At 67.9% G+C, this 26490-nt stretch carries 22 protein-coding genes and 3 pseudogenes; 8 read left to right on the forward strand and 17 right to left on the reverse strand.

Features of this window, described 5'->3' with window-relative positions:
- Positions 1 to 466 precede the first annotated feature (466 nt).
- Positions 467 to 2272, forward strand: a complete 1806-nt coding sequence (locus tag JIX55_RS39460; RefSeq protein ID WP_443046744.1) for an IS481 family transposase — start codon at positions 467 to 469, stop codon at positions 2270 to 2272.
- Positions 2273 to 2360: 88 nt separating this feature from the next.
- Positions 2361 to 2867: pseudogene (locus JIX55_RS39465) on the forward strand (Scr1 family TA system antitoxin-like transcriptional regulator); the annotation flags it as partial.
- Between the two features lie 1310 nt (positions 2868 to 4177).
- On the opposite strand, the gene JIX55_RS39475 reads toward JIX55_RS39465, so the two are convergent.
- The 12 genes from JIX55_RS39475 to pqqA form a co-directional block, all read right to left on the reverse strand.
- Entirely contained in the window at positions 4178 to 6271 is a 2094-nt protein-coding gene (locus JIX55_RS39475; protein ID WP_257568012.1) for a PQQ-dependent sugar dehydrogenase, read from the reverse strand.
- A gap of 31 nt (positions 6272 to 6302) precedes the next feature.
- Entirely contained in the window at positions 6303 to 7253 is a 951-nt protein-coding gene (locus JIX55_RS39480; protein ID WP_257568013.1) for a hypothetical protein, read from the reverse strand.
- Positions 7254 to 7297: 44 nt separating this feature from the next.
- The gene (locus JIX55_RS39485; RefSeq protein ID WP_257568014.1) at positions 7298 to 8077 is read right to left on the reverse strand and encodes an ABC transporter ATP-binding protein; all 780 of its coding nucleotides are present in this window, start codon (positions 8075 to 8077) and stop codon (positions 7298 to 7300) included.
- Positions 8067 to 8840, reverse strand: coding sequence for an ABC transporter ATP-binding protein (locus tag JIX55_RS39490; protein ID WP_257568015.1), 774 nt, complete (start codon positions 8838 to 8840; stop codon positions 8067 to 8069). Before JIX55_RS39490 ends, JIX55_RS39485 begins: the two co-directional genes overlap by 11 nt.
- Positions 8821 to 9825: a branched-chain amino acid ABC transporter permease gene (locus tag JIX55_RS39495; protein WP_257568016.1), complete on the reverse strand. Its 1005-nt coding sequence runs from the start codon at positions 9823 to 9825 to the stop codon at positions 8821 to 8823. The genes JIX55_RS39490 and JIX55_RS39495 overlap by 20 nt, the downstream gene beginning before the upstream one ends.
- 79 nt (positions 9826 to 9904) lie before the next feature.
- Complete coding sequence (locus tag JIX55_RS39500) at positions 9905 to 10792, reverse strand: branched-chain amino acid ABC transporter permease (protein WP_257568017.1); 888 nt, start codon at positions 10790 to 10792, stop codon at positions 9905 to 9907.
- A 7-nt stretch (positions 10793 to 10799) separates the two neighbouring features.
- Positions 10800 to 12050: an amino acid ABC transporter substrate-binding protein gene (locus tag JIX55_RS39505; RefSeq protein ID WP_257568018.1), complete on the reverse strand. Its 1251-nt coding sequence runs from the start codon at positions 12048 to 12050 to the stop codon at positions 10800 to 10802.
- Complete coding sequence (pqqE, locus tag JIX55_RS39510) at positions 12047 to 13198, reverse strand: pyrroloquinoline quinone biosynthesis protein PqqE (protein WP_257568019.1); 1152 nt, start codon at positions 13196 to 13198, stop codon at positions 12047 to 12049. Before pqqE ends, JIX55_RS39505 begins: the two co-directional genes overlap by 4 nt.
- Entirely contained in the window at positions 13195 to 13494 is a 300-nt protein-coding gene (gene pqqD, locus JIX55_RS39515) for a pyrroloquinoline quinone biosynthesis peptide chaperone PqqD (RefSeq protein WP_257568020.1), read from the reverse strand. Before pqqD ends, pqqE begins: the two co-directional genes overlap by 4 nt.
- Complete coding sequence (pqqC, locus tag JIX55_RS39520) at positions 13491 to 14213, reverse strand: pyrroloquinoline-quinone synthase PqqC (protein ID WP_257569629.1); 723 nt, start codon at positions 14211 to 14213, stop codon at positions 13491 to 13493. The genes pqqD and pqqC overlap by 4 nt, the downstream gene beginning before the upstream one ends.
- A gap of 20 nt (positions 14214 to 14233) precedes the next feature.
- Entirely contained in the window at positions 14234 to 15184 is a 951-nt protein-coding gene (gene pqqB / locus JIX55_RS39525; protein ID WP_257568021.1) for a pyrroloquinoline quinone biosynthesis protein PqqB, read from the reverse strand.
- Between the two features lie 9 nt (positions 15185 to 15193).
- The gene (pqqA, locus tag JIX55_RS39530) at positions 15194 to 15331 is read right to left on the reverse strand and encodes a pyrroloquinoline quinone precursor peptide PqqA (protein WP_257568022.1); all 138 of its coding nucleotides are present in this window, start codon (positions 15329 to 15331) and stop codon (positions 15194 to 15196) included.
- 351 nt (positions 15332 to 15682) lie between these two features.
- Between pqqA and JIX55_RS39535 the strand changes: the two genes are divergently transcribed.
- Both JIX55_RS39535 and JIX55_RS39540 read left to right on the forward strand, forming a co-directional pair.
- Entirely contained in the window at positions 15683 to 16783 is a 1101-nt protein-coding gene (locus JIX55_RS39535) for a PQQ-dependent sugar dehydrogenase (RefSeq protein ID WP_257568023.1), read from the forward strand.
- A 73-nt stretch (positions 16784 to 16856) separates the two neighbouring features.
- Positions 16857 to 16958, forward strand: a pseudogene (locus JIX55_RS39540) (IS5/IS1182 family transposase); the annotation flags it as partial.
- A gap of 211 nt (positions 16959 to 17169) precedes the next feature.
- Here JIX55_RS39540 and JIX55_RS39545 read toward each other — a convergent pair.
- Positions 17170 to 17778 carry a DUF4352 domain-containing protein gene (locus JIX55_RS39545; RefSeq protein ID WP_257568024.1) on the reverse strand — a complete coding sequence of 203 codons (609 nt, stop codon included), beginning with the start codon at positions 17776 to 17778 and terminating at the stop codon, positions 17170 to 17172.
- A 398-nt stretch (positions 17779 to 18176) separates the two neighbouring features.
- Here JIX55_RS39545 and JIX55_RS39550 point away from each other — a divergent pair, with 398 nt between their 5' ends.
- The 3 genes from JIX55_RS39550 to JIX55_RS39560 all read left to right on the forward strand — a co-directional run bounded on the left by JIX55_RS39550 (position 18177) and on the right by JIX55_RS39560 (position 22075).
- Complete coding sequence (locus JIX55_RS39550; protein WP_257568025.1) at positions 18177 to 18656, forward strand: hypothetical protein; 480 nt, start codon at positions 18177 to 18179, stop codon at positions 18654 to 18656.
- A gap of 1406 nt (positions 18657 to 20062) precedes the next feature.
- Positions 20063 to 21094 carry an RICIN domain-containing protein gene (locus JIX55_RS39555; protein WP_257568026.1) on the forward strand — a complete coding sequence of 344 codons (1032 nt, stop codon included), beginning with the start codon at positions 20063 to 20065 and terminating at the stop codon, positions 21092 to 21094.
- Positions 21095 to 21373: 279 nt separating this feature from the next.
- Positions 21374 to 22075, forward strand: coding sequence for a hypothetical protein (locus JIX55_RS39560; protein ID WP_257568027.1), 702 nt, complete (start codon positions 21374 to 21376; stop codon positions 22073 to 22075).
- A gap of 560 nt (positions 22076 to 22635) precedes the next feature.
- Here the strand turns inward: JIX55_RS39560 and JIX55_RS39565 are convergent.
- The 4 genes and pseudogenes from JIX55_RS39565 to JIX55_RS39580 form a co-directional block, all read right to left on the reverse strand.
- Positions 22636 to 22728: pseudogene (locus tag JIX55_RS39565) on the reverse strand (IS5/IS1182 family transposase); the annotation flags it as partial.
- 250 nt (positions 22729 to 22978) lie between these two features.
- The gene (locus JIX55_RS39570; protein WP_257568028.1) at positions 22979 to 23428 is read right to left on the reverse strand and encodes a hypothetical protein; all 450 of its coding nucleotides are present in this window, start codon (positions 23426 to 23428) and stop codon (positions 22979 to 22981) included.
- 18 nt (positions 23429 to 23446) lie between these two features.
- Positions 23447 to 24529, reverse strand: coding sequence for a hypothetical protein (locus tag JIX55_RS39575; protein WP_257568029.1), 1083 nt, complete (start codon positions 24527 to 24529; stop codon positions 23447 to 23449).
- Entirely contained in the window at positions 24526 to 25680 is a 1155-nt protein-coding gene (locus tag JIX55_RS39580) for a hypothetical protein (RefSeq protein ID WP_257568030.1), read from the reverse strand. The genes JIX55_RS39575 and JIX55_RS39580 overlap by 4 nt, the downstream gene beginning before the upstream one ends.
- On the opposite strand from JIX55_RS39580, the gene JIX55_RS39585 reads away from it, so the two are divergent.
- Positions 25679 to 26437, forward strand: coding sequence for a hypothetical protein (locus JIX55_RS39585; RefSeq protein ID WP_257568031.1), 759 nt, complete (start codon positions 25679 to 25681; stop codon positions 26435 to 26437). The two genes, JIX55_RS39580 and JIX55_RS39585, sit on opposite strands and share 2 nt — an antisense overlap.
- Positions 26438 to 26490: the final 53 nt, after the last annotated feature.

A 26490-nucleotide genomic window follows, 5' to 3' on the forward strand; every position in this document is an offset into this window, starting at 1 on the left:
GGCTGGAGCTGCTTTGGCGCGAGTGATCATGGCGCCGTAAGCTTCCGGCGCGTCGGGCAGTCTGTGGACCTGCCCGGTAAAGCACGACGTTGGGGCCATGATCTTCGAGGCTCGCGCCAAAGTGGCTGCCTAAAGCCGCGTAGCCGACCGCCCCAGCCACGACGTACCCCTTCTCTCGCGGCAAGTGGCTGATTGCTGTGCGCGCGGCACGGACGTCGGCCGGGCTGGAGCGGGACGGAGGCAGGAGCGCAGGCCCGGCCGGGGGCCGGGCCGCGCGCGGGGAGCGGAGCGAGCCGCCTTGAACCAGTAGAGAAAGTTGTAACTCAGTCGGTCTGCTGGGGCGTGTCCGGTCCCGGTAGATGCTTGACAGTTCGGTCCCAGGTGATGGTTGACAGTGGCTGTGTTCGGCTTTTCTGTGCGCGTCGTTGAGGCGTGTGTGGGGAGGCTGGGATTGGCGCTGGTGGAGTTGTCGGTTGTCGAGCAGAGATGCCGGGCTTTTCTGGCGGTGCTGGCGGGTGCGACGGTGACGGAGGTCGCCGTCCAGCTGGGCGTCTCGCGGCAGACGGTGAGCGGGTGGAAGTCCCGGTATGAGGCTTCCGGGCTGGCCGGGTTGGCGGATCGTTCACGTAGGCCGGCGTCGTGTCCGCATCAGGCCTCTGCCGAGGTCGAGGCGGCCGTGTGCGAACTGCGGCGTAAGCATCCTCGGTGGGGGCCGCGGCGGATCGCTCATGTGCTGGAGCGGTCTGGGGCAGTCACGCCGGTGCCGTCGCGGATGACGGTGTATCGGATTCTGGTCCGGCATGGGCTGGTGGAGCCGGGGGTCAGGCGCCGGAAGCGGTCGGATTACAAGCGGTGGCAGCGGGACCGGCCGATGCAGCTGTGGCAGACGGACATCGTCGGCGGGGTGATGCTGGTCAACGCGGTGACCGGTGAACTGACCGAGGCCAAGGTGGTGTCGGGTGTGGATGACCACTCCCGCTTCTGCGTGATCGCTTCGGTGGTGGAGCGGGCGACGGGACGGGCGGTCTGCGCGGCGTTCGTCCGGGCCTTGCAGGCGTTCGGGGTGCCGGAGGAGGTGCTCACCGACAACGGCAAGCAGTTCACCGACCGGTTCGGGCATGGCGGTGAGGTGTTGTTCGACCGGATCTGCCGGGAGAACGGGATCGCGCACCGGCTCACCCAGCCGGCCTCGCCGACCACGACGGGCAAGGTCGAGCGGTTCCATCAGACGCTGCGACGTGAACTCCTCGACGATTGCGGTGCGTTCGAGAGCATCCAGGCGGCGCAGTCGGCGCTGGACGCGTGGGTGCAGGAGTACAACTCCGTCCGGCCGCATCAGGCGCTGGACATGCACTCTCCGGGTGACCGGTTCACGCCGGTTCCCGAGGAGGAGCGGGATGTGCTGGGGCTGAGGGTGCCGGGGGTGCTGGCTCTGGTGCCGCAGCAGCGGACTGCGCCTGCGGAGCGGGGTCCGGCTGAGGCGATGGCCGTCCGCGCCGGGCTGCCCGAGGAGGTCCCGGCATCGGCGGCGATGGAGCCCGGTGGGCCGGTGGAGTTCGAGCGGGTGGTGCCTGCGAGTGGAAATCTGCAGGTCGCGGGGAAGCAGTTCTGGCTGGGGCCGTCCCGTTCGGGGCTGACGGTGACGTTCTGGGCGGACACATCGGTGATCCATCTGCTGGTCGCCGGGGCGCGGATCAAGAGTGTGCGGTCGCACCTGTCGGTGGCGGATCTCGTGCAGCTGGCCGCCCGGGGAGGTCGCGCGGCCGGTCCCTCTCCACTGCCTGCCGGGGACGGGGTGGCGTTCGAGGTGGACAGGGTGGTGAACAACAGCGGGCTGGTGAACCTGGGCGGGCGCCAGGTGCTTGCGGCGGAGATCCTCGGCGGCCGTCAGGTGGGCATCCGGATCGACGAGGAGACGCTGTCGTTCTTCGATCCCTCATCGCGGGAGCTGCTGCGGGTGCGGCCCAACCCGCTCACCAGCGAGAAGGTGCAGCGGTTGCACGGCCTGCGGCCCGCGGGTCCGCCGCCCCGGCCCCGGGTGGAGCCGGTCCGCGTGCAGCGGCGGGTCAGCGCGGTGGGCACGGTCATGGTCTGCCGCCAGACCGTCTCCCTCGGCCGCCCCTACGCAGGCCAGACGGTGACCGTGCACGTGTCGGACACAACGATCACCGTCGAGCTGGACGGGCAGATCCGGGTCATCCGGCGCACGACCGACGTCCCGGTCCGTAACGTGAAAGCGAACAAGCCCCACGGGGCTTCCCAAGTTGTCTAGGCCCACCGTCAAACAACAGCTGGGACCAGAACGTCAGGCATCAACTGGGATCCGACATCCCGCTGCCCTGTGGTGTAGAACCCTGACCATGGGGAGTGAGCGGCGGGAGCGGATGCGGGCGCTTGGTGCGCGTCTTCGTGGACTTCGGGCGGAAGCGGGCCTGACGGGTGCCGTGTTGGCGAAGCGGGCTGGTGTGGGGCAACCGACCGTGTCCAAGGTCGAGACAGGGCGCATGGTTCCAAGTCTCGATGTGCTCGACCGGCTCTCTCGTGCCCTCGGCCTCGATGAGTCGGCTGCTCGCGAGGTGCGGGACTTGTTGGACGCCGTGATGGCTGCTGCGGATTCCGGTCAACCCGCAGTCGAGGCAGTCCCGGACGGCACTACCGTTGACGCAGAGGTACGGTCCGCCCGGCTGGTGAGGTCGTTTCAGTGCGTTGTGCTTCCGGCACTGCTTCAGACTGCTGAGTACGCCCGGCACGCCTTCGCGAGTGCGCCCAACTCGACGCCGGCGTCTGTCGGGCGGGCTGTTGCTGCCCGCGTCGAGCGGCAGGGCGTGCTGTATGAGCCGGCGAGTACCAGCGAGATGATCCACACGGGCAGCGGGGCATCCTGGAGAACCGAGAAGATGCTCACGGCGATGAGCGCCACGAGCGGCGCCATGAGTGCCTGGGCCCGCCCCGACGGTGACCGACGAGCTCGTGCATGGAGCGCCTCTTCGAAGTCCGCTGCCGTTGGCCTGTAGACGAACTCCACGGCCGTACCGGAGTCCGTGTGCTGGTGTGAGGGATCCCCGCCCTTGCTGTCCATGGGCAGGGATCGTAGCGAGGAGCTGTGAGGCGGATCCGACCAGCTGGGCCAAGGTCCACCGTGCCCTTGGCTATCGCCGGGCACGATTGGGCACTCAGCTTGGGAAGCTAAGGGCATCTGGGGCTTGCTTCGGAGCTGATCTGCGGTAGAGCGGTGTCAGCGCCTGACCGGCGGTCGCCTGGTTCCCTGGTGTTCCCCGTGATTCCCCGCACGATATGGCACGGGTCTGGCACGGACCTCGTCGTCCCGAACTGCTGGCAGGATGGTCATTGAGGTCGGGCGGGCTGGTTGGTTGGCCATCGATGGTTGTTGACGGCTGTCGGCGGTCTCTGAACGGTTCACGGAACGGCGACAGGTTCCCACGAGCGTGGGAGCAAAGAGGATCGCCGCCCACGAGGAGATTTTCTTGAAGTTGTCTACCAGATGGCCCTGACCTGCAAAAATGCGGTTGATCAGGTATCTGACCCGCGTTGGTCCTTCTTTCGCGTTCCTTCAGGCTCGTCCCCAGTTGGGTAGCCGATTCTCCCCACGCGCTCCCCAGAGGCGCTCGCACTCCCCAAATTCTCCCCAGAGGTGGCTTGGGCTGTGGTCACTGGCGGCGGAGGGGGAAGCCAGCCCGACTGAGCACGGCCGTAGGCACGCTGAGTGACCGTCGCAGGTAGGGCTCAAGCCTGTCAGTAGGTTCTTCGTCTGCTGGTGGTACATCTTTTATGGCGCTGGTGACCAGGCAAAACGGAGGCTGGATCTGCGACGGATGGAGTGTTGGCCCGCGTATGGTCCGGATCTTGGTACTGATTGAGGCGGTGGGCGTGTCAGCCCGGAGGCAGGTCCAGCACAGAGGGCCTCCCGGATGACCGATGATCGCCCGCGGTTATGCGGCGGGCCGATCGTATGGGCGGACCCGCTTCTGACGCCCCGGTAGGGGGACTGACAAAGAAGCAGTGGCCGAAGAGGTTGGCCCGGGAGTTGAATCTCCTCACCGGCGACTACACGCTCTCCGCTGAGGACGTCTCCGCCTCCGGGCTGTCGGTGTCCCGCACGGCCTCAACGGGGGACCGGCCGCTGGGGGTGCGAGCTGCCCACACCCCCAGCGCACTCTCAGGGAGAGGAAACCTTCAGGTCGCGAAGCCGTCCGGTGTTGTCGAACGACCCGAAGCCCACCCTGCCGGAGGTGAGGGTGGTGTCGACGGCGGTCATCAGCGGCCGTTTCGAGCCGTCGACGTAGACCGTGATCTCGCCCGTGCTCGCGCAGCGCACCACCCGCACCTTGTGCCAGGCGGTGTCGGTGATGGCCGGTGGGGCGCCCGTCGTGCCGTTCCACTGGTCGTCGATGCGCAGGCGGTCGGCGTCGTTGACGACGAAGACGCCGTTGTGCGGGTAGATCGTGTTGTCCTGGGACAGGTGGGCGTAGGAGAACTTCGTGTCCGACTGGTAGTCGAAGACGATGATCACGTCTCGGTTGGTCGTCTCGACGGGGGTGTCGATGCGGACCTCGGCGTCGATCCGTACGTCTCCGTACTCCGGGCCCGCCGTCAGCACGGCGTACTCGGAGGGGCGGCGCGGGCCGGGGCGCTGGACGCCGGCCTCCGCGAGGACGGCCTCTCGGCCCGGGAAGCGCCACTTGGACGGGGTGACGGGGGCCCAGTTCCGGCCGTCCATTACGTGGGTGAGGCGGGAGCCGGCGGTGTCGCAGGAGGCGAATTCGCGTGTGCCGGTGATCTTCCAGATCTTGCCGTTGGCCTTTGAGAGGAGGTACAGCTCGCCGGCGGCGTCCCGGCCGAAGTGCAGGTCCACCCGGGTGTTCTGGGCCAGGTCCCGCATCGTGACGCGCTTGCCGCTCGCGTCGTACAGCATCAGGTCGTACAGCTGCGCCAGTTTCTCGCTGCCGCGCCTCATGTCCTTGGAGTCGGCGAAGAGCAGACGTCCGTCGACGATGTCTCCGAACATGTATGTGCCGCGTAGTTCGGGCAGGTCATGGCCTCGGTAGACGAAGCCGCCCACGACTGCCCGGCCGACGTCGGAGGTGCAGTTCCAGTCGGCGGGCGGGTCGTGGTCGTAGGCGGCTACGGGGTAGGTGTAGCCGTACTTCTCGTCGTCCTCGGGGAGGGGAAGGATCTGCTCGCAGGGATCGGTGGCCGTCTTGTCGAAGACGAAGGGGCCTTCGCGTTCGCTCCAGCCGAAGTTGTCGCCCGCGCGCACCTCGTAGACCGACTCGACGGCGTGCTGGCCGATGTTGCCGACGTACATGCGGTGGCTGCCCGCCGGGTCCCAGCTGAAGCGGTGCGGGTCGCGCAGGCCGTACGCGTAGATCTCGCCGAGTGCGCCTGGCGTGTTCGCGAACGGGTTGTCCGCCGGTAGCCCGTACTTGCCGTTGGCGCTGTTCGTGCCGCGCGGGTCGATGCGCAGGATCTTGCCGTGCGGCAGGGAGAGGCTTTGCGGCTCGGTGTTCCTGGCGCCCTGGCCGCCGTCGCCGACGGCGAGGTAGAGCAGTCCGCGGTCGCGGTCGTGGGGACCGGCCGTCGGGTTGAAGTCGATCTGCTGGATGCCGTGGACCGGGCTCGCGAAGCCGATGCGCAGGATCTCCCGGCGGGTGCCGGTGAAGGTGTCGGCCGTGGGGTCGGTGGCGGTCCACTCGGTGACGACGCCGTGGTAGACGGTGGCTGCCTGCTGCCGGTAGTCGGGTACGACGGTGGTGGCGGAGGCCAGTTCGGTGTGCACGGTGTAGAAGCGGCCGTTGCGCCGGAAGCCGGGGTCGAAGGTGACGAACCCGAAGCCCTGGCCGAGGCCCCGGCTGGCGAAGAAGGCGGGGGAGAAGGTGGCGGCGATGTCGAGGTAGACCTGGGGGCTGCCGCCGTCCTTGACGAAGTAGAGCTTGCCGTTGAGGTCGGGCACGGCCTTCCGACCGGAGCGGTCGGGAAGCTCGCTGAGGTGGTTGATGCGGGCGTGCCGCATCAGCCGGGGATCGGTGACCGGGCCGGGCGGCGGATCGGTCTTCGGGAAGGAGGCGTACTCCTCGACGGTCAGCCCGATGCCGGAGGCGGCGGGCCGCTCGGGGATGGGGTCGGTGACGGGGGCGGCAGCCGCCGCGAGCGCTGTGCCGGGGAGGGCGACGAGGGCCGACAGCAACAGTGCGAGGACGACCAGGGGGATCAGTGAGTGGGCTCGGCGTCCGGGGCCCGGAGATGCGGCCATATGAAGGTCACTCCTTTGTGAACGTGGGTCGTCAGTGGCCGGCCACCCGTCGGTACTGGGCCCGGATCCGGTCGTGGCCCACCGCGCTGTCCAGGAACATCAGGCTGTCCATGCGGCAGTCGCAGGGATTGCGTTCGGCGGTGTTCTGCGGGAAGCTGCCGCCGATCTTGATGCCCCGGGGATCGGTGGGCGAGGCGTGGTGCGGGCCCGGCCCCGAGAGGTCCCAGGGATCGCCAGGAACGGTGTAGAAGCCGTCCAGCGGCTGCCCGTTGCGGTACAGCGCCATCGCTCCCGTGCCGAAGTCGAAGGTTGCGGCGAGGAAGACCCACTCGTCGACCGGCAGCAGGGCGCGCCAGTCCTGCGAGGCGGCGAAGGTCTGCGAACTCGCCCCGTCGACGCGCCGGCCGAGAGCTACGAGCCGCAGTTCGCCGTTCACCTCGATGATCTCCAGCAGGCCCCGAACGGCATGGCCGTCGGAGTCCCCCGACAGCACTCCGGCCAGGCCCACGGCACCGTAACGGTCATCCGGGGCGGCCGTGTTGCTGTTGAGGCCTGGGTTCGGGCCGGTCATCTTGAACCAGCCCATCACGGTCATCCCCTCGACCGCGTTGAACGCCTGGAGCGTCGGCACGCCGGAAGGCCCGTACACCCCCGCCTTCCAGTCGTCGTTGCCCTTCGCGTCCGGGGTGACCTGCCGCACCTGGAGCGAGGTCCGGCTGCCCCGGTGCGCTCCGTCGTTCGTGCGCATCCTTGCCCCGCCGCCGACCAGGTCGATGTCGGTACGGGAGAAGCCCAGGTCACGTTCCCTCGCCGGGTTGCCGGGGACAGGGTGCTCGAAGTCGTAGTACGCCGCCAGGTGGGGGCGGAGGGAGGGGAGTACGGGGCCTGCTCCTGTTCCGGCTCCGGAGGGTGCCGCACCTGTAGTGGCGAGGGCGGTCAGCAGTGCGGCGACTGCCGCGCGTGTGTTCCGTCTGCTGCGCATGAACGTTCTCCTTGGAGCCATCGGGGCCATCGGGGCCATCGGAGTCATCGGCGGGCGGGCCGACCGCCCAGATAGAGCTCGCCGAGCTGCGGGTCGGCGAGCAACTCGCGTGCCGGGCCCGCGATATGGACCCGGCCGAGATCGAGGACACAGCCGGTGTCGGCCGCCTCCAGGGCGCGCCGCGCGTTCTGTTCGACCAGCAGCACGGCGGTCCCCGCGTCCCGCATCCGTATGATCTGCTCGAAGACCACCCCGGTCGCCTTGGGATCGAGACCCATCGACGGCTCGTCGAGGAGGACGACCCGGGGTTTGACCATCAGTGAACGCGCGAACTCCACCTGCTTCTGCTGCCCGCCGGAGAGCAGCCCGGCCAGGCTCGTCCACCGCTCGGCCACTACCGGGAAAAGCGCCCGCACAAAGTCGGCCCGTTCGGCTACGAGTGCCTTGTCCCGCAGGGTGTAACCGCCGAGCAGGACGTTCTCGGCGACCGTCATCTCCCTGAAGACACTGTGACCCTGGAGGACATGGGCGACTCCGGCGGCGAGCATCCGCTGCGGTCCATGGCCGGTGACCTCCTCGCCGTCGACGAGGATCCGGCCCGAGCGAGGGGCGAGGAGGCCACTGGCCACCTTGAGCACGGTGGACTTGCCCGCCCCGTTGGGCCCGACCAGACAGACGATCGCTCCGGCCGGTACGCGGACCGTCAGCCCGCGCAGGACCAGCGCCGCCCGGCCGTATCCGGCGCGGATGTCGTCGAGTTCGAGAAGGAACGCCGGGTCGGTGCCGGTGCCGGTGCCGGAGTCGGTGTGAGAGTCAGACGCCAAGGTATGCCCCGAGGACTCGTTCGTCGGACTGGATCAGTGAGGGCGGCCCCTGTGCGATCGGCCGACCGCGGTCGAACACGACGACGTGGTCACTGAGGCTCATGACCATGTCCATGTTGTGCTCGACGATCAAGAACGTCCGGCCCTCGGAGTTGAGTTCGAGCACCAGGTCGCCGATGCGGTCGATGAGTGCCGGGTTGACCCCGCCCGCGGGCTCGTCCAGCAGGATCAGCTCCGGCTCGCTCGTCAGTACGCCTGCCAGCTCCAGCAACTTCTGCTGCCCCCAGGAGAGTTGGCGGGCCTCGGCCTGCTCCAGGTGCTCGATGCCCATCCGGGTCAGCCAGTAACGGGCCCGCTCGGTCTCCGCACGCGTGCCCGAGCGCGCGAGCTGTCCGGTGAGACCGCGTGGCCGGACGGCGGCCAGGAGATTGTCCAGCACGGTCATCCGGGGGAAGACCCGGCAGAGCTGGAAGGAACGCCCGATGCCGGCTCGGGCGATCCGGTGCGGGGGTCTGCCCGTGAGGTCACGTCCGCGGTACGTGACGCGACCGGAGTCCGGGCGGATCATCCCGGTGACACAGTTGAAGAAGGTCGTCTTTCCCGAACCGTTGGGCCCGATCAGGGCGTTGACCTTGCCGTGGTGGAAGGTCACGGTGGCCGAGTCGAGTGCGGTGACTCCGCCGAAGGCCTTGGTGAGCCCGGTGGTCGCGAGACTCGGCTGGGGCTCCGCTTCGGGCTCCGCCTCAGGTGCCGCTTCGTTCACTGTTCCTCACCTCCGTCGCGTCGCGCCCGTCGGTCTCCTCGTGCTCCTCGTGCTCCTCCCGCAGTTCGGCCGCGGTCACCTCCCTGATGGAGGCGTCGCCGGTCCGGCGGAACCGGCGCAGCAGAGCGCCGGCGGCCGGGATGACGCCGTCCGGCATGAACGTCACGACGACGCCGAGGAGCAGCCCCGCCACGACCAGATGCAAAGGTGTGTCCCCGTACTCGACCTTGGAGTACTCCAGGGCATACCCGACGATCAACGCTCCCAGCAGCGGCCCGTACAACTGGCGTACGCCGCCGAGCAGTGCCATCAGCACCATGTACGACCCACTGAGGATGGAGAACTGGAAGACCGGGTCGAGGTCGCCGAACCACAGGGCGTACAACCCGCCGGCCAGCGCGGTGAAGGCGGCGGAGACGACGAAGACCACCAGCTTGTACGTGAAGGTGGGGATGCCGAGTGACTGGGCCTTGTCCTCGTCCTCGCGGATCGCTTTCAGGCCCATGCCGAACCGCGACCGGTCGATGACCCACCAGACCAGCAGGGCCAGCGCGAGCAGTGCCAGGAAGAGGAAGTAGAAGGTCTGGTGGTGCTCGGCACGCAGCATGCCGGGGAAGGGCCGCGGTACGACCAGTCCCCGGGAACCGCCGGTGAGGGCGGCCCAGCTCTGGAAGACCAGCAGCAGGATGAGGACGAGGGCGATGGAGACGATGACGAAGGAGGCACCGCGTACCCGCAGGGCGGCGTAGCCGACCGGAACGGCGAGCGCCGCCACCATCAGCGCGGCGACGAACAGCGCGGCGAAAGGCGGAAGTTCGCCCTTGGCGACCAGCAGCCCGGTCCCGTAGGCCCCGAGTCCGGCGAACGCACCGTGCCCGAGGGAGACATAGCCCGTGAAGCCGCCGACGAAGTTCCAGGAGGTGGACAGCACCGCGAAGTTGAGGATGGCGATGCCCACAGTGATCTCGTACGGGCTCGGGGCCATGGACGGGAAGGAGAGCGCTACGGCGGCTGCCAGGAGCAGAACGCAGAGATGGACGAACCTGGGGTGGACGTACCTGGGGTCAGAACCTCTGCGCAAGCCGCCCCCCGAAGAATCCCTGCGGCCTGACGGCCAGCGTGGCGAAGAGCGCGACGTAGAAGACGGTCTGCGCCCAGGTGGTGGACAGCTCCAGTTGCAGCAGGCTCTGGAGGACGCCCAGCGCCATGGCGGCGATGGCGGCGCCCGGCACACTGCCGAGTCCGCCGACGACGATGATGGCCATCAGCGGGCCGATCCAGTGCCAGTGCAGCGAGGGGTAGATGGTGGTGTCGAGGGCGAGCGCCGTGCCGCCGACGGCCGCCGTGGCGAGACCGAGGCCGAACCCGTATCCGGCGATCCGGTCGGTGTCGATGCCGAGCAGCCGGGCGGCGTCCCGGTGCTGGATGGTGGCGCGCAGTGCCTGGCCGAACCGGCTGTGCTTCATGAGGAGGTAGAGGCCGAGCAGGGCGAGTGCGGCCATGCCGAAGGCGATCAGCTTCACCACCGCCACGCGTGCCCCGAGGAACTCGATGCTCACGGAGCTGTAGCCGAGCCGGATACGGCGCTGGGTGCCGCTGAACGCGTAACCGAGCAGCCCCTCGATGACCAGCGCCACCGCGAACGTCAGCAGCACGGACATCATGGTGAGCGTCGCCGGGCGGAGCCGGGTCAGGAGCAGCCGTTGCATGGCGACGCCCGCGGCGAAGAACAGGGGCACGGTGACGAACAGGGTGAGGAGCGGATCGACACCGGTCTCCCGGTGCGCGAACCAGGCGAGGTACGCGGCGAGGATCAGGAAGGCGGAGTGGGCGATCATCACGACGCGCATCACGCCGAAGTAGAGGGTGAGGCCCGCCGCCAGGAGGGCGTACAGCCCACCCAGCAGCACGCCGAGGACAAGGCTCTGGAAGACGAGGCTCGCGGAGGGCATGCCTGCCTCACCACGTCGGCTTCGGATAGATCAGATCGGCTTCCTTCTGTGCCTCGGGGAGCACGATCTGGATCTCACCGCCGACCCACTGCTGGATCATGTGCGCGCTCTGCGGCCGGCCCTTGTCGTCCCACTTCAGCGGTCCCACGACGGTCTCCACCTGATGGCCGCGGAGCCACTCCACCAGTTTGCTCTGGCAGTCCGGGTCCTGGGAGGCGCACTGGGCGGCCTCGACGGCGGCGGCCACCACCTGACCGGTCGTGTAGGCGTTGGCCTCGTCCTCCTCCGGAGCCTTGCCGAACTGCTCGGTGTACTTCTCGACGAACTCCGTGTTGGACGGGTAGTCGGCCTTCTGGGTGTAGCCGGTGGGCGCGAGAATGCCCTCGGTCTTGTTGCCGATGGCCTTCGCGAACTCCGGCTCGGTCGGCGCGGTGGAGAAGGCGGCCAGCTTCGGCTGGTAGTCGAGCTGCTGCAGGGCGACGATCAGGTTGACGCCGTCCTGGTACTGGGTGCCGCCCACCACCATGTCGGCCTTCGAGTCGGCGATCTTGGCGGCGATGCTGCCGAAATCGGTGGTGTTGGGGGGATACACCTCGTCGGCGACGGTCCTGATGCCGCCCTTCTCCAGCTTCGACTTCAGCCCGTACGCGGTTCCCTGGGCGAAGGGGTCGTCCATGGCCGCGTACGCGACCGACTTCGGACGCTCGCTCTCCGGCATGGCCAGGATGTGGTCGGCCAGAAGGTTGTAGTGGTCGTCGGCGACGGCCGGAGCGGCGTAGAAGAGGTTCTTGAAGCCCTGCTCGAAGACCTCCGGGGCCGCACCCGCCGGTTCGACGAAGAGCATCCCGTACTCCTCGGCCACCCGCGCGGACGGGACGACGAGCCGGGTGGAGAACGGCCCGAAGAGCAGGTCGACTTCGTCCCTGCCCATCAGTTGCTCGTAGTCGGAGACGACGCGGTCGGCGTTGGACTGGTCGTCGAGGATCTTCAACTCGACCTTGCGGCCCAGCAGTCCGCCCTTGTCGTTGACGATCTTCGCCCAGGCCTTGTAGCCCCGTTCGACGCCCTTGCCGGGTTCGGAGAAGTCCCCGGTGAGCGGCAAGGAGACACCGATCACGATGGGGTCGTCGGCCGAGTCCTGGGAACCGGAGCCCGAGCCGCAGGCACTGGCGGCAAGCACCAGGGCGAGTGTGCCGGCGGCGATCCCTACTTGTCTGCGGTCCTGTCCGCGGTCCTGCCCGCGGTGCGTTCTGGTCATCGCTTGACACCCCTCGTGACTTCCGTGTGGTGGCGATCGGGCCCGCGGTAGACGTAGCGTGAGGCGTCGGCGGACGGGGCGTCGGCGCGCGGCGGCTGCGACAGGGTGCGTACGAGAGCGTGGTCGGGCGAGAGCGCGCAGGCGGGGTCGGTGCGGGCGGCGTCACCGGTGAGCGCATGTGCCTGACAGCGGCAGCCGCCGAAGTCGATCTCGCGGCGGGGACAGCCGCCACAGGGCCCGCTCATCCACGCCGTGCCGCGATAGCGGTCGAAGGCCGGGGACCTGTTCCAGATCCACGTCAGGGACCGGTCGCGTACGTTCGGTACGTCCGAGCCCAACAGCTCCCGGGACGCGGGGCACGGCAGGACAGCGCCGTCCGGGGCGACCGTCAGCGACACCGCACCCCAGCCGCCCATGCACGGCTTCGCCACACCGTCGAAGTAGTCCGGCACGACCCACACCAGTTCGATGGTGCCCGCCAGTTGCTCCCGTCGGCGCTCGACCGCCTCCCGGGCGCGGGACAACTGGTCACGGGTGGGCAACAGCGCGGTGCGGTTACGCAGGGCCCACCCGTGGAACTGGACGTTGGCCAGCTCGACCCGCTCGACGCCCCAGGCCACACCCAGGTCCACGATGGCGTCGACGGCGTCGAGGTTGTCGCGGTGCAGGACGACGTTGAGGCCCAGCGGCAGGCCCGCGTCGCGTACGAGTGCGGCGGCCCGTTCCTTCGCCTCGAACGACCGGTGGCCGGCGATCCGGTCGGATGCCACCGGATCCGCGTGCTGCACCGACAGCTGGACGCTGCGCAGTCCGGCGGACGCGAGCGCGGACATCCTCGCCGTACTCAACCCGACGCCGCTGGTGACCAGTTGGGTGTAGATCCCGGCCGATTCGGCGGCGGCGACAACAGCTGTGAGATCGCGGCGGAGCAGTGGCTCGCCACCGGAGAGATGGGTGTGCACGACGCCGAGGTCCGCCGCCTGCCGGAACACGCCGTCCCATTCCTCGGCGGAGAGTTCGCGTGAACGGCGCGTGAGTTCCAGGGGGTTGGAGCAGTAGGGGCAGTGCAGCGGGCAGGCGTGGGTGAGTTCGGCCAGCAGGGCCCAGGGCGCCGGGGGAGCTGTGCCCGGCGGCGGTGGACTCGTCATCGCAGCCAGCCCTCCTCGCGTACGCGGTCGAGGAACCGGGGGACTTCGGCCGCTACGGGGGCGCCGGGGAAGCGTGCCGCCAACTCCTCGACGATCTCATCCACGTGCCGATGGCCGTCGCACAGCCGCAGGACATCCGCGGCCCGGCCCCTGAGGACCACCACCCGTTCCGGCAGGACCAACAGGTCCGCCTGGCGTACCCGGTCGTGGCGGCGCACCACCGAGCGCGCCAGGGCCGGCCGCCATCCGGTCGCAGTCGCACCCGCACTCGCACTCGCACCCGCACTCGCAGTCACTGGTGCTCCTTCCGGTCGCCGTGGTCGATCGCGTCGAGCAGCGACCACAACACGTCACACTTGAAGGCAAGGGCTGCCACGGCACGCTCTTGATCGGCCTCCGTGCGGGCCCAGTCCAGGACGAGGCCCAGTGCCTCGCCGCTGTCCTGCCGGCCCTGGGTCTCGCGGGTACGGAAATAGGCGAGACCGTCGGCGTCGATCCACCGGTAGTGACGCTCGAACGCGGCGATGCGCGTGCGCATGATGCCCGGTGCGGACAACTCGGTGAGGGACGCCGCGACGGCCTCCAACGGGGAGCGGAGCCGGCAGAAGTTGACGTATCCGTCTACCGCCAGCCGTACCCCGGGCAGTACTCCCTCACCGGACAGCAGATCCGACCGGTCGAGCCCAGCGGCCTCGCCCAGCCTCAGCCACCGCTCGATGCCGCCCTCCCCGTCGGCCCGGCCGTCGTGCTCCTCGATCCGCCGCAGCCACATACGGCGCAGCCGCGGGGTACCCAGCTTGGCCAGGACCAGGGCGTCCTTGACGGGGATGTGCCGCTGATAGTGGAACCGGTTGAGGATCCAGCGGCGCAGCTCGTCAGGGGTCAACTCCCCCTGATGCATACGTATGTTGAAGGCATGGCGGTCGTGGTAATGGTCCCGGGCCACGGCTCTCAGTCGTTCCTCGAAGCCCGTCGCGACACCTGTGCCGACACCTGTGCCGACACCTGTGCGGATACCTGAGCCGATATCTGTGCTCACAGTTGGATCACCATTCCGTCTCCGGCCACCTCGATGCCCTGGTCAGCCAGCCGTTTGTACTGCGGTGCGCTCGGATCGACGAGGGGATTGGTGTTGTTCAGATGGGTGTAGAGACAGCGGGCGCGAAGTGACGCCAGGCGCTCCGCGGTGCCGCCCGGCCCGTCGATCGGGAGGTGCCCCATACCGGTCGCGGTGAGGGTGGAGATGCCCGTGCGCCGGGGTTCCTCGTCGTCCCAGAACGTGCCGTCGACGATCACGCAGTCGGCTTCGGCGACAGCGGACTGCAGGGCGTCCGGCCAGGCGGCGAGTGCGGGCGCGTAAACGGCTTTCGCTCCGGTGGCGCGGTCGGTGAGAAGCAGCGCGACGACCCAGGTATCGCCTTCAGAACCGGGCAGGTGCACCGCGTAGCGGGGGCGTTTGCCGGAGACGGGAATCGCGCTGATCGTGACGATGGAGTCCTCGGTGAGCGGTACGGGCTGCTCCTGGGACAGTTCGCGCCAGGTGAGCGGCGTGTACGGGCCGAGGACGGCCTCCAGATGCAGCCCGGTGAGCAGTGCCTCGCGCACGGACCCGGTGGCGAGCAACTCCAGCCCGTCGGCACCGGCTTCGCGCAGCCGGGCGATGCCGAGAGTGTGGTCGAGTTCGGCGTCGGTCAGGATCATCCCGGCGATCGGGGTCCGCCGCGAACCGGCCCGGGGGCCGGAAGCGGAGCCCCGGATGGGTACGGGTACGGGTACGGGACGCAGTGCGGGACAGTCTTCGATCTGGTCGCCGATGTCCGGCGTGGCGTTGATGACATACCAGCGGTCGTCGGACGCCTGTACGGCGAGTGAGGCGTGGCGGCGGCGCCACGTGGGATGGGCGCGTGCCCCGGAGCAGCCGGGGCACGCGCAGTTCCACTGGGGTACGCCGCCGCCCGCCGCAGTGCCGAGCACATGCAGCAGCACGGCGGCGGGCTAACGGTCGCTCAGGAAATAGGCGGTAACCTCCAGCGCGGTCTCGACGACCACGAAGTCGGGTGTCTGCCAGCTCGGCGCCTCTTCGTCGACGGGTGGCGATTGAGGTTCCACCGCCTGCTGTACGGATGCGGTCATGAGCCGTACCTGCCTTCCGATGTGGGGGACCGGTGTACCTGACGGCCAGGTCGTGCTGTGTTGCAGCATCGCGAGCACCGGCCACCCGGGTCAATGGGGCGACAGGAAAGTGCTCCGATCTATCGTTGGCCGAAAATAAGAACGTCGAGGTCGGCCACTGTCGGATCTGTTGGCAAAGCCGCTGTTGAGGCGGTGTTAGGGGCTTGATTCGCCAGGTGAAAGTATGAACCTTTGGCTTCATTGGCACTTTACTCTCCCTCACATACCTCCTACCTTCCGGAGGGCTGACTACTCATCAGGTTGCGAGCCCATCACGGCTTCCTGACACCCCCCACAGCGAGGAGCTCGCCCATGCGCGGATTCCGAACCATCACATCGGCCGCTGCCGCGGCCACGCTCACCGCCGGTCTGCTCGGCGCGGCGGCCGGCGCCGGAAACGCCACGGCACGAAGTGACAGCGGAACAGACAGCGGCATCGCCTCGGTCCCTTCGGCCATCCGAACGGTCTCGTCCGGCTGGACCGTTCCCTGGGGCCTGAGCTGGCTGCCCGACGGCTCGGCGCTCGTCACCGAACGGGACTCCTTCAAGCTCTTCAAACTCACCCAGGCGGGCACGAGGACCGAAATCGGCAAGGTGCCCAACGTCGTGACCACCAGCGGCGAGGGCGGCCTCCTCGGCCTCGCGGTCTCACCGAACTGGAACAGTGACCACTACGTCTACCTCATGCACTCGGCGGCCTCCGACAACCGCATCGTCCGGATGACGTACGACGGCTCCTCGCTGAGCGGCTACACAGTCCTCGTCACCGGCATCGCCAAGAACAAGTACCACAACGGCGGTCGCATCAAGTTCGGCCCGGACGGCCACCTCTACGCCACCACGGGCGATGCGCAGAACAGCAACCTCGCCCAGGACAGGAACTCCCTCAACGGGAAGATCCTGCGGATGACGAAGGACGGCAGGCCCGCACCCGGCAACCCGTTCGGCACACTCGTCTTCTCCCTCGGCCACCGCAACCCCCAGGGCATCACCTGGGACGCCCAAGGGAGGCTCTGGGAAGCCGAGTTCGGCAACAGCAAGTACGACGAGCTCAATCTGATCGAGTCCGGCAAGAACTACGGCTGGCCGGTCTGTGAGGGCAGCTGTTCCACGTCCGGCATGACCAGCCCCAAGCGGCAGTGGACCGTCAGCGAGGCATCCCCGAGCGCGGTCACGTACGCCGACGGAGCCCTCTACATGGCGGCACTGCGCGGTGAGCGGCTATGGCGCATCCCGGTCAGCGGCACCAGCACCGGCACCCCCACCGCCTACTACACCACCCAATACGGCCGGCTGCGCACGGTGGAGAAGGTCCCCGGCAAGAACACCCTGTGGCTGTCCACCACCAACGCCGACAACAACGGAGGCGAGCCGGACGGCGCGGACAAGGTGTTCCAGGTCGATCTGCAGTAGGACGCCAACCGGCGTCACACGCCGCAGGCGGCTCGTTGGTCCGGTCGTGGGGAAACGTCAGTCACGTCCATGGATAGTGTCGGATGAACTGTGGTCGCTCATCGAGCCATTGCTGCCCGAGTCGGTGCCGAAGCTGGTCGAGGGCAGACCTCGAGTGCCGGACCGGCAGGCGCTGTGCGTGGTCAGAGGCTTGTCGGAAGCAGGGCGAGGAGATCACCCGCATCACTTCTCTTCAGGGGCTCCCCACGGCCGTTCCCGGCGCGATCTGCAAGGGATGCGCGAGCAAAGCGTGAACAAGAACTGAGCGTCACGCGAGGGCCTAGAGCCAGTCCCGCCGCTTGAAAAATCCGAGCACCCGCTTGGGGACTCCCGCGACCGGGGCTGAGCTATTTCTCCCTGGGTAGGGTCACGGAGAACAGCGGACCTACCGCATTCGGATCCTCAGACGCGTTGTAGCTCACGGTTCCGCCCTCTTCGCCAACGTCGAGGATCAGGAACCCCGTGATGGACTGGCCCGGCCTGTACGTCGTGTCGATGCTCCGCCCGTCGCCGACGCCTTCCAGAGTGGAGGCCTTCTGACGGGCCGTGTTGCTGTTCTCCCACTCCATCCTGCCGTAAGTCATGACCTCTGCAGGAGCGTCGCCGACGTTCTTCAGTGTGAGCGTCACTTTGACGAACTGCCCGTTCTCCGGCTCGTTGCCCGTGTCGACTTCTTCCGGCGTCACGTACTCCGCGCTGACGACTTTGACGGACATCTTCGACGTGGCCTTGTAGTTCTCGCCTGTGTCGTCGGTCTCGCCAGTCTCGAACTCGCCGGATTCCCCGACCTTCAGAACGGGACCGGGCGCGGACAAGGATGCCGATTCCGAAGGCTTCACGGCTGCCTCGCCGGTCGGTACTTCCGACGCCGACGTCTGCTTCGGAGTCGCCTCTCCCGAGTCGCCTCCAGACGAACACCCCGTCAGCAGAACGGCGGATATGAGCACTGTCGGCACACAGGCACGACGAACGTAAGCGCGCATAGCGCGACCCCCCCCATGACTCGGTGGCCCTCCCCAGCCACACGGAGCAGTCAGCGTAAGGCACAAGCGCAGCGCGAGGTGAGGCAAGGGTGTGGGAAGGGAGGTACGCGCAAAGCCCCGTTGCTACGCGTCGCATGCTGCGAAGGCGACATGCCGATCACTGGGCGCGGGCCGACGCGCTCAGGTGCTCGACATGGTGCCGCGTCGCTGCTCACCGGGCGGCGAAGAAGCGAGTGTTCCCCGTCGAGCCTACGACCCACGACAGGTGTGCGCGTCGGGCCGGCGACCAGCGTCCGCTGACGACGACCGGCAGGGCCGCGTCAGGCACCGACGCACGGACATGGAGCACTCACAAGAACACCGCGGAGTCCGTGGCGGACGTCGGGATGGGCTTCGTCTTCTCCGACGTCGGGATGGGCTTCGTCTTCTCCGGCGTCGACGACGTGGTCGTCTCGACCTGGACCATCAATGACGGGACGCCAGCAAGGCAGACGCCCCGTCAGTTCCTGCGTCTGTCAGCGCTGTTGATCGTCAGTTCGCTGCGGTCCGGTGATCTCCGGGCGCTGAGGACCGCGAATCTCGTCCCGGAGTTCGCGCACCGCCCGAACCGCCTTCTTCGCCTCACGGCAGACGGCAGGGACCTTCTTGAGCGCAGTGACGAGGATCCAGGCGGCTGCACCGATGAACGCCACTATCACAGCGGCCCAACCATAGATTTCCATCCGGACCTTGAGAACCTTCCCTGGCAGGTGGTCGGTCCGGGCACAGGCGCACTCGGCCCGACCACGGATGCACACGTGGTCGACGCCGAGAGACGCCCTCGACGGCTTACACGGTTCGTCGACCCTTAGGGAAGACCTCACGCGCAGAGTCGCGTATCTCGAACAATGACAGTGGGGATGAAGGGCTGCTCCACCGTGCGCTTCAGGTCCGTCGTACCTGTTGTGAGTCGGAATGCAGCTGTCTTGAAGCTAGCAGAGGAGCGAAGGAGGTGTCATGGCCGGTACGAACTACCGATAATCACGTGGTTGAGTTGCCTGGATTCACGGACGTCGGCCGCGGTGCCGGCGTGTGAACCTTGGCCGAGTTCTCGTACATGCGCCTGAGAGCACACAGAAATTTCGGTCGTGGTGGTCATGGGCGCCGTGTTCGGCACCACCACCCACCACCACACGGCACTGTCCCGCTCCGGGATCGGTGCAGGCTCCATGCCGTTGGCTCCAGCCGATGGTCAGGGCTGCTGAAGAGCGTGGTGGCCGGCCACGTGCTCGTGGGGCGGGTCTCGCCGGTCGCGGCGTGGAGGCGCTGGTCGTTGAACCAACCGGCCCGTCCACGGTGCCGATCGAGGCGTCAACGCCCAGCCTCGATCGGGTGTGCGGTGAACGCGAAAGTCGTGTATTGACCGCCCGAATCCGAATGGTGAGCAAGTCCCGTCGCGCCTAGTCCAACGACCGTTCTGACTGCGAGAGCCGATCCCTTTCTCTTTCGTCCTGGCATCCCTTGTTGGACATCTGGCCTGTATGACAGGGTGGTTCACGCTTGGAACAATCCGTATCCGGCGTACCGGCTCACACGGGTCGTGGCGTTGCCCGCTCCCTCACAAGGCGGTCGCGCGGCATCGCCCGGGCGGTCACCACCTCAACACCTCCCTCTCCGCACGGCCACACCAGGTCCGCGCTGCTGCTGTTCCCGCATCGGCCCGGGATGAGGCTGCCCAGCGCGCCCTGGGAGAAGGAAAGCCCCTGTGTCTTTCGCTCACCCGTTTCCCGCAAGCCCGGCTCCCGACCCCGAGACCGCTCCAGGGATGTCCGACGACGCCCTCGTCGCCGCGCTGAGGATGTCCCGGACCATCGAGGGCACAACGCCAGTCGCGGCGTTGATCGCGCGACACGGTCCTTCAGTCTCCGAGTATGCGGAGATCTGCGCCTCCGGTTCATCCGCCATTGCGCGAGCGCTCGCCGCTGCGGCGTTCCGCCATGTGGTGCAAGGCCTCCAAAGAGCCGGGTCCACTGATGCCCTGCGCCCTCGCCTGCTCGTCGCCGTACGGGACACCGCGCGTGCGCGCTCACAGACCGGCACCGTTTCGGGGCTGTCGTACGACCAGGCCGGGGCCGCCGACAGCGGCAGGCCCCCACCACATTCGGTCGCCGAGAATCGGCACCTGAGCCAGGTCGCTTTTCTGCGGCTCCCGAGGACCACGCAGTACGTTCTGTGGCATCTGGACGTGGAAGCCGAATCATCGGCCGTTCCTGCAGCCTTGCTCGGAATCGAAGGAGACATACCGCCCTTCGAGTTGGACCGGGCCCGGGAGCAATGGCGTTCGGCGCTCCTGCGCACGCATGTCGAGAACGCAGAGGGAAGAGAGTGCCGGGACTACAGCCGCCTCCTCGACGCACCCTCACACGGTGCCGGTACCACGCTGCCCGAGGTGCAACTGCATCTGGATCAGTGCTCCTACTGCCAGGACACCGCCGAACAGCTCAGGCTCTGCGCCACGAGACCGGGCGTACTGCTGGCGGAAGCGCTGCTCGCCGAGAGCGCTCACCCCTATCTGGCTGCCTGCCGGGCACGCCCTTCGCGCACAGCGCCCGTTGCCGCGACCGCCGAAGGAGCCCACGCCCGGCCCTCGGACCCCCCGCAGACGCCACAGAAGCCGGCAAAGAAGGGAAGGCCTGGCTCCACCCGCAAGGGTACGAAGATCTTCGTCGCCGGGATCGCCGCGAGTTCGGCCGCTGTCGCGGCAGTAATCGTCGGGGTCGGCACTTCGTCCGACACCACCGCACCGGCTCCGGCGACACAGCGGCCTGCGCCCACGCCGTCACCCTCCTCCCCCACGACCTCGACCGCCCTCCCTGTCCCCCCGGGGAGCGGCCGACTGCGCAACGCGGCCGCGGACCTGTGCATGGACGTCCGGGGAGCGCGGCCCGAGCGTGGCGCGGAGGCCACCCTGTCCGCCTGCTCAGCCGCCAGCACGCAGCGGTGGACCTACGTCGAGGACGGGCTCCTGAGCAACCTCGCCGAACCGGATCTGTGCCTGGACGCCGGCGGGGACGACGAAGTGCTGGATCTGGAGTACTGCGACTCCTCGGGCGACGTCTCGTTCGGGCTCCGCTTCGAGCTGAGCCCCGAAGGAGAACTCCTCACACGCGACGAGAGAAACCTCGTGATCGCCCCCGCCTCGCCCGAGACCGGCACCGTTCTGGTGCCAAGTCCCCGCAATGGAGAGGCGGAACAGAGATGGCTGGTCGAGCTGGTCCCGGGAGCATCCGCACCCCAGTCCGCGACTTGAGACTCGCCGGTACCGAACACGGCCTCACAGCGCCCCGGCAGAGGCGGACACCATGACGTGTCGGCTCTTGGCCCCGGCCCGGACGGACCAGCACATCCAGCCGTTCCTGCTCCCGCAGCACCTGGAACAGCTTCAACGGCGCCTACGCCCAGGACATCCTCGCGGAGATGCGGACGGCGATCGACGCGGGGGTGAATGGTGCCGGGACCACCGATGAAGAGGCGGCGGTCGAGGGGCTACCACGTGCTGGACGAGTGGTGCGTGCAGTAGCTTCATGGCGTGTCCACGCCCCCGCCGCAGCGGTCTCCCACGACCCAGCCGTACCTCCTGCCATCTCCCCCGCAGAAGAAGAGCCGGGTCGGTGTCGTCCTGGGGGGCGTAGGCGGGGTCATGGCCCTGTTGATCGTCGCCTGGGCCGCGGTCATGGTCAGCGAGGTCGGCACCGACGGGGACTTTCCCGAGGCGCGGTACCGGTTGGCCCTGCCCAAGACCCTGCTCGGCGGTGAGTACAAGCGGGAGCAGGACTTCTCCGACTCGCCGCAGGAAAGTTTCGAGCAGCACGCCGAGAGCGCCCTGGGCGGCCTTGACGTCCAGGCGGCCGTCGCGATCTACACGCCTGCGGACCGTGGTGGCCAGCTGAACGTCAGCGGTGTGTACGGCCGGTTCAAGGACGCCGACGACGCCCGGGACACCATGCTGAAGGACGCCGCCGACCCGGACGGCGTGTCGGTCGCCCGGGCACCCAAGGACTTCCGCCCCTCCGGCTCGGACGTCACCGTCACCTGCCAGGTGGTCGCCAAGGAGGACCTGAACATGCGGGTCATCATGCCGATGTGCGCCTGGAACGACGGCAACACCGGCGCGCTGATCGGCGAGATCGACCCCGCGGTCTCCTCCGGCGACGCCAGGGACGTGGACCTGGCGAGCCTCGCCGAGCGGACCCTCCGGATCCGGGCCGAGCTTCGGCAGCCGATCAGCTGACGTAGGCCGGTCATGGCGAGGGAGGAAGCCGAGCGGAGTTCCCTCCGCGGACCCCGGCCGCGCCGGAAGCGGTTCATCGTGTCGGCCTGCTGAGCGTCAGCTCGCCGGGTCGGCTCGACACTCCAGCTGAGTAGGGCACGATCAGGAGTCCGTCGCTCTCGCGGACTCGCTCTGTGTCGATGGCAACAGCATCGGGCGCAGGCAGCCGCGGTGACGGTGGACGCACTTTTCGGTGGCTTCGCCCAGGTTGGCCAGAGGTGCCAACGACCGCATCCTGCAGGGCCTGCGGGGGACCACGAGTGGCGTCGTCGACGACGAGGGGAGCCCGGTCGCGGCAATGAGTGGCTTTGACGTCGGCAATCGGCCCCACCGAATTGGCCATCGCTGGCACCGACAGGCGTTCGATGACGGTCCGCGCCGGCCCCACCGCACGGTCGCCCCTGCAGGTGAGCGGGAGTGGGGCCGCTTCGAGACGTCACGCGCAGCCGGTCAAGCGGGTGGGGCCAGGTGGCCAATATTGAGGGGCCGCTGAACGACGTCCGGGCCAGCAATGAGCTTCTTCAGCGTTGCCGCTCCAGGGTGAGGACGGCTTTGGCGATTGACGTCATGCGGTTCGGACGGCATGGGGATCTGCGGAAGATCCGCCACATGAAGCAGGACGCTGTCCTCCTGCTGGTTTGTGTCCCCGTCATGGCCCTGACCTTGTATGCAGCCGAAGCCGGGGCCGCCGTCGTGGGAGCCGCCACGGTAGTGGCCCTTCTCGTCGAGCTCACGGCTAGCAAGTGAGACCCGGGCCGTCTGATCGAAATGTCTCCACATAAGAGTTGGGCGAGACAGAGAGCGGGGCCACTTCAGGCACCTCGGCCCGCTCCAACTTGCCTGCACCATCACACCGTCCCGGCCTCAGCCCGGCTTGGACGCTGGGGGGTGGTGGACGTGGAAGGTGAGCCCGGTGATTCGGCCTGACTGGATGACGGGACCGTGCTGAACGCCGCCGTTGATGTCGTTGTGCACGGTCTCCCGACGCGTCGCTGGGGCAGCGTCGAGCCGCTGCAACGAGGTGAGCAGGACGCGAAGGTCGTCGCTGGTGAGAGATCCGGCTTCGACGAGCTGTTGCAGGTGGACATGCCACCGAGCTCTGATGTCGGAGGCGGCCTGCTCGTCTTCGGTAGTGGTGGCGGTGAGCAGCCGGGTCCGTGAACTGTCCAGCTCGGCGATTGCGGCGGCATCCGAGCCGGTACGAGCCAACAACCGTCCGACAAGTTCACGGGCGTGCGTCCAGGAGTCGGTGACCATGAGGGAAACCAGGGCCGTTGCTCCTGACGCGGCGAGAGCGGCCAGCTCGCTGTCCATCGATTCCTCCAAGATGTGTCAGGAACCCGATGTCTCATCGGGCGTACTGGTGGTGGAATCCGGCCCGTCGCCGTTGTTCGGCGTGAAGGTCGCAGGAGGGTCGAACCGGCGTCGCAGGTCCTCGGCCGTCTCGTGGCGGTCCTGCGTCTTGATGATGTCGGAGATCTGTTTGGCCAGCATCGCCCGTCGGACGTCTCCTTCCGTGAGGCCCATGGCGTCGAAGAAGCCCGAGAGATGATCCGCAGCCGTCCGTTCCTGTGTGGCGGGAGCGGGGCGCTCTTCCAGGAACTCGGGAGCGGTTCGTTCGCCGGGCTGCTGGGACACGAGGTTCTGAAGTCGCTCGGGAATGTCGGTGTCATTGGCTGCGGACGTGAGCTGCGCGAGGAGGGCAAGGTCTGCCACTGTCCGTTCCACGTGCTCGTCGTTCTTGGCGAGCCACCAGACCACCGCACTGCCGGTGTCCTTCAGTACGTCCTCCCCTAGGTACTGGCGCTTGCTCTGCTCGTATTTGCGCTGGTGCTCCCAGACGGCCTTGTCCTTGCGCACCTTTGCGAGTCTGTCCAAGCGCTCCTGGTCCTGCTCGAGCAAGGTGAGGCTGATGTTCTCCGCCATGGCCTGGAGGTGTCCTGTGGCGTCGGGACACATACGGCCGAGGACACCGCTGATCTCGTGCTGGACGAGTGAGGCTCGGTCCGGCTGCCGCTTCTCGGTGATGGCGCGGGCACGGTTCAGGACTGCTTCGACGGCGACTCCGGCCGGGTTGAGGACGGAGCCGCTTCCGGATGGTTCGACGAGGTACCACCGCACGGTCGCCGAGAACATGAAGCTGTAGTCCTCCCAGTGGCTGGGCAGCGCCACCTGGCTGACGTGGCACTCCGTGCGTTCCACGGGGGAGGCTGTGAGTTGTTCTTCGAAACTGACCGGCATGGAACCGCGGCGCAGCGAAGCGATCCGGAATGCCGCTGCGGGGACAACGAGGAGGAGCACGGCCAGCGTCGGCCATATCCACGTAGGCCACCGCTGTGTCAGGCCGACGATGGTCAGCAGTAAACCGCACAAGATGGTGAGGAAGACGGTTGTCGTCTTTCGTGCGGTCGTCACGGTTGAGCTCCCTTGGCTGGTGCCGGCGGCGGGGTGGCATGGCCGAGGCCCTGGGCCACGCTGATCTTCTGGAGTAGCAGCTCAGTGATTTCGGCGGAGCGCGCGGGACCTCCCGGAGCAGTGCGCTCGGCTTCGCGGGCACTCGCGTACAGCGCGGCGAAGACCGCCCCCCGCCTGTTGTCGCACCGCTCAGCGGCGCGGACGAGGACGTCGAGCAGAAGTTCACCGCGGTGTCCGGTGTCGTCGGCCGCCCAGTGGAGCCAGCGTTCCGCGTGTGGCTGCCACTCTGTCCGCGGCATCCTGGCCAGTACCGCATGCCAACAAGTGGTCAGGGAACGCTGAACACCGTTCGCCTCCACCAGCGCGCATGTGATGTCGAAGGCGTCCGTCAGCGGCACAGGATCGCAGACGCGCAGGAAGATGCCGAGGTCGGGCGGCGAGAGGTTGGATCGTGCGAGGCGGTCGAGCAGCCTTCGGCGTAGCCGACGACTGCGTGCCACCAGGTCGCACAACGCTTGCACGGCGCGGACGGTGTCGCGCTCACGCCGGGCCAGGTAGTACAGCCGGATCAGGGCCTGGTCGGGATGGCTGGACGCGAGGACATCGGCGCAGAGTTGGACGAGGACCTGTGCGAACTCTCCCTTGAGGCGCCGGTATGCGCACCACTGATAGATCCGTTCGCGGAACTCCCTGCCGTGAGCGGGATCGTTGAGAGCACAGGTGAGTGCGTGTACAGCGGCTTCCAGCCGCGCCCTGCTCGCGGCCTCGGAACTCCATCGTTCGGCGAGAGACGCCAAACCTTCCCCGCGCCTGGTCCGCAGATACTGATCGGCTATACGCGCCACCAGATCGTCACGAACGGCAGGGATGAGGTGCGGATCGTTCAGATCCACGACCCTCGCGGCCCAGGTGCCGAGGTGGTGGCGTAGGTCAGGCATGTGATCCCAGAAATGTGCGCGGACGGCGGAGTCGTAGTCCAGTTCCCTGAACTGGATGTGCCCGTCCGGTCCTGTTTCGGCTGAGATCTCCGCGAGCCGCTCAGCGAGGTCCTTGTGTTGGAGCAGAGGGAGACCTTCGGACGGAGAGTCGAGAGTGCTCAGCAATGGCTGAGCCGCACGGTGGACGACGTCGGCGTGCCCCCCATGGAGCATGGAGACGGCGATCAGCAGTGCCAGCCCGCTGAGGTGCCTCGCGCAATCCGGCGACGAGTTCGGCGACTTCCTTCCGCCGGTCGTTCCGTGCTCTCTTGGCTGCTGCGCACCACTGCGCGAATCCTTCGTCCCGTCGAGCGGTCTCGCGGGCGCGGCGCACCAGGTCGGCGAAGTCCGCGATCTCCCGCATCGGCCTTTGGCCAGGCCGGAACTCGGTGACGGTCACGTCGGGCTGGATGTATTGCTCGTACGGTACGCCGTGCACGCGGAGGTGCCGCCGGAGAACGTTCAGGCCCGGAGGGGGCTCGATTTCGACCCGGTAGTACTGGAGGTCGGGATCGACGGCGCCGCCGCGCGGCATGACGACCACCAGATGTGCGTGCCGTTCGTGGACGGCATTACGGAGGACAGGGAGGTCGGCCCTTGCCGCGGACCACTGGCGGTCGTCCGCGGCAGACAGGTCCAGCAGCAGGCGGTCACCGGTTTCGACCAGAGCCGGGTCGTGGAGGGACAGCTCGCCTTCCTCGCCGGGAAGAAGCTCGTGGAAGACGCCGCTGCCCCGGTGGTACTCGCGCAGGAGTACCCGGGCCGCAGAGGTGCGGCCGCTGCCTGGGGCACCGTCCAGGATGACGGTGCCAGTGTCGGCGAGCGTGGAGCGGGCCTTGCCCATGTTGACGGGGTCGACCAACACACGTCGCAGCCAACGAAGTTGGTCTTCAGCGACGCGCCGGAAGGCCGACTTGTCCGAGTCCTGTAGTTGGGCGCCGACGTTGACGTAGATGTTGCCCGGCCCTGTGTGCGTGAACCCGT

Source organism: Streptomyces sp. DSM 40750 (genome assembly GCF_024612035.1).
Classification (GTDB): Bacteria; Actinomycetota; Actinomycetes; order Streptomycetales; family Streptomycetaceae; genus Streptomyces.

What these genes read in the sequence shown, in the direction of transcription:
- JIX55_RS39475 (WP_257568012.1), bottom strand. Translation starts at nt 6,271, where the DNA reads ATGGCCGCATCTCCGGGCCCCGGACGCCGAGCCCACTCACTGATCCCC.
- JIX55_RS39480 (WP_257568013.1), bottom strand. Translation starts at nt 7,253, where the DNA reads ATGCGCAGCAGACGGAACACACGCGCGGCAGTCGCCGCACTGCTGACC.
- JIX55_RS39495 (WP_257568016.1), bottom strand. Translation starts at nt 9,825, where the DNA reads ATGGCCCCGAGCCCGTACGAGATCACTGTGGGCATCGCCATCCTCAAC.
- JIX55_RS39500 (WP_257568017.1), bottom strand. Translation starts at nt 10,792, where the DNA reads ATGCCCTCCGCGAGCCTCGTCTTCCAGAGCCTTGTCCTCGGCGTGCTG.
- JIX55_RS39505 (WP_257568018.1), bottom strand. Translation starts at nt 12,050, where the DNA reads ATGACCAGAACGCACCGCGGGCAGGACCGCGGACAGGACCGCAGACAA.
- pqqE (WP_257568019.1), bottom strand. Translation starts at nt 13,198, where the DNA reads ATGACGAGTCCACCGCCGCCGGGCACAGCTCCCCCGGCGCCCTGGGCC.
- pqqA (WP_257568022.1), bottom strand. Translation starts at nt 15,331, where the DNA reads ATGACCGCATCCGTACAGCAGGCGGTGGAACCTCAATCGCCACCCGTC.
- JIX55_RS39535 (WP_257568023.1), top strand. Translation starts at nt 15,683, where the DNA reads ATGCGCGGATTCCGAACCATCACATCGGCCGCTGCCGCGGCCACGCTC.
- JIX55_RS39570 (WP_257568028.1), bottom strand. Translation starts at nt 23,428, where the DNA reads ATGGACAGCGAGCTGGCCGCTCTCGCCGCGTCAGGAGCAACGGCCCTG.
- JIX55_RS39585 (WP_257568031.1), top strand. Translation starts at nt 25,679, where the DNA reads ATGGAGACGGCGATCAGCAGTGCCAGCCCGCTGAGGTGCCTCGCGCAA.
- JIX55_RS39580 (WP_257568030.1), bottom strand. Translation starts at nt 25,680, where the DNA reads ATGCTCCATGGGGGGCACGCCGACGTCGTCCACCGTGCGGCTCAGCCA.